Source organism: Streptomyces ossamyceticus, from assembly GCF_001418475.1.
GTDB classification, from domain to species: Bacteria; Actinomycetota; Actinomycetes; order Streptomycetales; family Streptomycetaceae; genus Streptomyces; species Streptomyces ossamyceticus.
Window position 1 is genome coordinate 1 of the sequence record NZ_LIQX01000312.1, and the last position, 3,229, is coordinate 3,229.

Consider the following 3,229-nt stretch of genomic DNA (forward strand, 5'->3'; position numbering starts at 1 on the left):
AGGGCGAGGACATCGGCGGCGGCCCCATCATGCTCATCGTCGTCTCCCTCGTCTCCATCCTCGCCGCCGATGTCCTCGCCCTTCTTGAGGGCGCCGGAGAACGTGCCGAAGAACGTGTCCGTCTGGTCGCCGGTGGCCTTGGCGAGGACCTCGGTGACTCCGTCGGTCGCCGAGACGATCGTGTAGAGGATCAGGGGGGTGAAGGCGGAGGCCAGGACGGTGAGCCAGAGGAAGCCGACGGCTTCCGACAGGGCCGTGGTGAGGGGGACGCCTCGTACGGCCCGTTTGGCGACCGCGAGCAGCCACAGGACGAGCGTGAGGATCGTCGACGCCGCGAAGACGACCGCGTACTGCTGGAGGAACTTCGGGTTCGTGAAGTCGACGTTCGCGGTCTCGTTGACCGCGGCGGAGAGCTTGTCGATGGTCCAGGAGGCGGCGTCGGCGCAGCCTTGGGCTAGGGAGGAGAGGGGGTCGAGGGTGGAGGTGATCTTGTCGGGGACGGTGCTGGTGTCGCCCTTGTCGCCGGATTGCCGTTCGCAGTACTTCTTGGCCTCGCCGACGATCAGATCACAGGGGTTGTTCGACTTCGACGGCGATGGTGACGGCGACGGGGTGGGCGCAGCGTAGGACTGCGAGGGCAGCAGTACGAGAGTCGTCTGTACGGCGGCTACGGCACCGGTGAGCTTGAGCACACGGTTCGGGCTACCGGGCATACGTGAACCCTCCGTACTCTTCGACAGCCTTGCTGATCTCTTCGGAGGTGGCGGCCTGATCGTCGCCGGGGACAGGAGCTGGGCCGTCCTTCTGCGAGTCCGAGACGATCTTCCAGTCACCGTTGGACCATTGGAGGTCGAAGGTCCAGGTTTTCCAGGTGGAGGTGACGGGGTCGGTCGAGTTGTCGCCGGACATACCGATGAGGCCCATGTACCAGACAGCGACCTTGGCTCTGCTGGCGCTGTAGTCCTGGACCGTGGTGCCCAAGGGGGTCACGCGCGAGACGAAGGTGTTGCCCTCGGGCGGGTTGCCGTCGGCGTCCAGGCCCATCTTGCCCAGGAAGTCCGACGAGTAGGCGTCGTCCAACGGGCCCTGCAACCGGGACGCCGCGTCGGACGTGTACAGGGTGTCCACGAGGGTGTGGCGGCTGCCCTTCTGGAACATGCCGGTCGAGCCGAGTGCCACGGCATAGTTCGCGGCGGCGCTCTGCACGCCCTCCTTGCTCTGCTTGAAGCCGGTGGGGACGCCCGCTGTCTTCGAGTTGACCGGGCGTTCGCCGGACGCGGCCGTCGGTGCGGCCTTCGCCTTGTCTCCGGCCGATGTCCCGTTTGTCGTGTCGTCGTCTCCTCGGTTCGCGAAGGCGATCGCGGCGATGAGGAGGACGATGACGCCGACGATGGTGACGAGGCTTCTGGAGGAGGAGCGGGGGCGGCGGGCGGCGCCGCCGTAGGGGTCGGTGGCGCGGTCGGGGAGGCGGGTGCGGGTCTGGCCGGTGCCGGCGTACCCCCCGTACGTCCCGTCGTCGGTACCGCGCGAGGACTCGCCGTAGCCGTGGTCGTCGCCGAGACTCATGCCGCGTTCGCCCCTTCAACTTCGACGCCGTAGGTGGACGCGTACGAAAACGCGTGGCAATACGACGGTAGCCGCGCTGGTTCCCGCGCGGGCGCGGTGTGGTGACTCGACATCAGGGAGACGCAACCTCAGCCGGTGGGCACGACGGACGGGTGGGGTAGTGGGGACCGGAAAGCGGGCGTGCCCGGCCGGGACGTGGCCGGACCGCGGCGCTACACGGCCATGCCGTACACGATGGTGAAGAGCGTGCCCAGTGAACCGATGATGAAGACGCCGGTGAGACCGGCGATGATGAGGCCCTTGCCCTGTTCGGCGCTGAACGTGTCGCGCAGGGCGGTCGCGCCGATGCGCTGTTTGGCCGCGCCCCAGATGGCGATGCCCAGGCAGAGGAGGATGGCGACCGCCATCACGACCTCGATCATCACGCGTGCCTCGTTGCCCAGGCTGCCGAAAGGCCCCCAGTCCGGGGCGATTCCGCCGATGATGGTGGTGATGTCGCCCTTGTCGGCCGCAATGAACATGTAAGTCACCGCCCCTAGTGGGTAGTTCCGCTGGCTCTGCATCGCGTCCGGGTCGGCGTCCGCGCTGCACCCCTGGCGCGGGTGCGCAGAGGTCGGGCCCATTCTCGCTGACAATGACGCTGTCGTATGTCGACTTGGCGTCATTGATTGGCGGGTTTCGTACGTATCCCTTGCTTCCGGCCTGCATGGGACCCTAACGGGGGACGCGGAACGGCACACGAAGGGTCGTATAGTCACTCTGTGTATCACGGCAGGTTACGCCGGGCAACGAGGTTAAACCGGAACCTGTGGTGTGGTTCCGTCGTTAGTCCCTTTTTTCCGGGTGGTTCGGCCTGGTGGGGCCGGTGGTGGTGAAGCGGCCGGTCCGGTCCCGCTTCTGACGGGGTGTCGGTTCGGTGTTCGCCGGGTTTCGAGTGTGCCTGATGTGGGCGTAAGGGTCGCGTCTGGGGCGGGTGATGTTCCTGCTTTCGATCTGAGGTGTTGTCAGTGGGGGCCGTCAGGTTCGGGGCATGGGTTCTTCGCTGAGTGTGTACCTGCTGGACGTGGCCGCCACGCGGGCGTTGGTCGGTTCCCGTGACGAGCAGTTGCTGGAGGTCGTCCGTGACAGGTTTGGGGACGACCTGGCGTGGGACGACGACTGGTTCCGGTCGGAGATCGAGGACGGGGCGCCGACGGCGTACGAGGCGCTGCGGGCGGTCGTGCACGGGGGGCCGTTCAGCGAGGACAAGCAGTACGCCTTCCAGTACGGGTACGCCTACCAGCGGCTGTGCTCCCTCACGGGCTCGTTCCTCGCCAACTCGAGCTTCACCCCGCACCGGGGCGATTGGCTGTCGGTGGTCGACGAGGGCCTGACCGCGCTGGGGATCACCGCGGTGTCGGCGGCGGCGTTCGAGTACGGCGATCTGCCGGCTCCGCTGTCCAGGTCGTACCCGCCGGGCTGCGGTGAGTGGACGCACGAGCAGTGTCTGCGGGCGTTGGAGCAGTTCGAGGCGACGAAGGCGAAGGGCGGGACCCCGCCGCCGCTGGATCCGGAGGTGGTGGAGGCGGTCATGCAGTGCCTCGGGTGGCTGCGGCACGCGGAGTCGCGACCCGGGTTCGGGGTCATCGGGTTCAAGTTCTGAGGGCGGTCCTGGGCGGTCCTG

3 protein-coding genes and 1 pseudogene are annotated in these 3,229 nt (G+C 67.4%); 1 reads left to right on the top strand and 3 read right to left on the bottom strand.

Annotation, left to right across the window (positions count from 1 at the left end):
- The 3 genes and pseudogenes from AOK15_RS23130 to AOK15_RS23140 all read right to left on the bottom strand — a co-directional run.
- Positions 1-713, bottom strand: a pseudogene (locus AOK15_RS23130) (hypothetical protein); the annotation flags it as partial.
- Complete coding sequence (locus tag AOK15_RS23135; RefSeq protein ID WP_055519932.1) at positions 703-1,566, bottom strand: hypothetical protein; 864 nt, start codon at positions 1,564-1,566, stop codon at positions 703-705. The pseudogene AOK15_RS23130 and the gene AOK15_RS23135, both read right to left, overlap by 11 nt.
- Positions 1,567-1,778: 212 nt before the next feature.
- The gene (locus AOK15_RS23140) at positions 1,779-2,087 is read right to left on the bottom strand and encodes a hypothetical protein (RefSeq protein WP_055519934.1); all 309 of its coding nucleotides are present in this window, start codon (positions 2,085-2,087) and stop codon (positions 1,779-1,781) included.
- A gap of 509 nt (positions 2,088-2,596) precedes the next feature.
- On the opposite strand from AOK15_RS23140, the gene AOK15_RS23145 reads away from it, so the two are divergent.
- Entirely contained in the window at positions 2,597-3,208 is a 612-nt protein-coding gene (locus AOK15_RS23145) for a DUF7691 family protein (protein WP_055519936.1), read from the top strand.
- Positions 3,209-3,229: the final 21 nt, after the last annotated feature.